At 59.0% G+C, this 515-nt stretch carries 1 protein-coding gene; it reads left to right on the top strand.

Going from position 1 to position 515, the window contains the following annotated elements; genetic code table 11:
• Positions 1-264 precede the first annotated feature (264 nt).
• Positions 265-515, top strand: a 251-nt coding sequence (locus FK530_RS25535; protein WP_146489543.1) for a helix-turn-helix domain-containing protein, incomplete at its 3' end; no start/stop codon positions are given.

The raw sequence follows: 515 nt of genomic DNA, 5'->3' as shown, positions 1-515 counted from the left end.
GCCGCTCTGTGGAGCCACAGGCCCCGTCGCAGGTCGCACGCGATCCTCAGTCACCACCGGAGACTCAGGCTCCGGTGATGCGGGCCTGGACACCCACGGGTTGTTGCCGTCACTCACGAGGCCGCACCTCCCGTTGATAATGGTCTACATAGATTCCTACACCATGAGTCTAGCGTCACCAAGTGAAATAGACAAGAGAGAGGTCAATCAGATGACGATGATATGTTTATGGCGTAACTGCCATGAATCGGTTACGATCGATGTATGCGGACCATGGCCGAGGTGTCTCAAGTGACCGATGGCCTCGACAAGCTGTTCGAGGGCCAAGGGCCCACCATGACCGCACGCGACGTGACCGAACTCCTCGGGATCACCAAGCAGACCGTCCATACCTGGCTACGGGACGGAGTCATCCCCGGCTACAAGGTCGGCGCGACCTGGTTCATCCTCACGAGCGAGCTCAAAGAGACTCTGCGCAAGGGAGAGAACGCGCCGAGAGAGCGGGCCTCGAAAAA

The sequence above is a fragment of the Tsukamurella conjunctivitidis genome (assembly GCF_007858475.1).
GTDB classification, from domain to species: domain Bacteria; phylum Actinomycetota; class Actinomycetes; order Mycobacteriales; family Mycobacteriaceae; genus Tsukamurella; species Tsukamurella conjunctivitidis.
The sequence above is the reverse complement of the archived record's forward strand: the minus strand, read 5'-3'. Positions and strand labels throughout refer to the sequence as shown.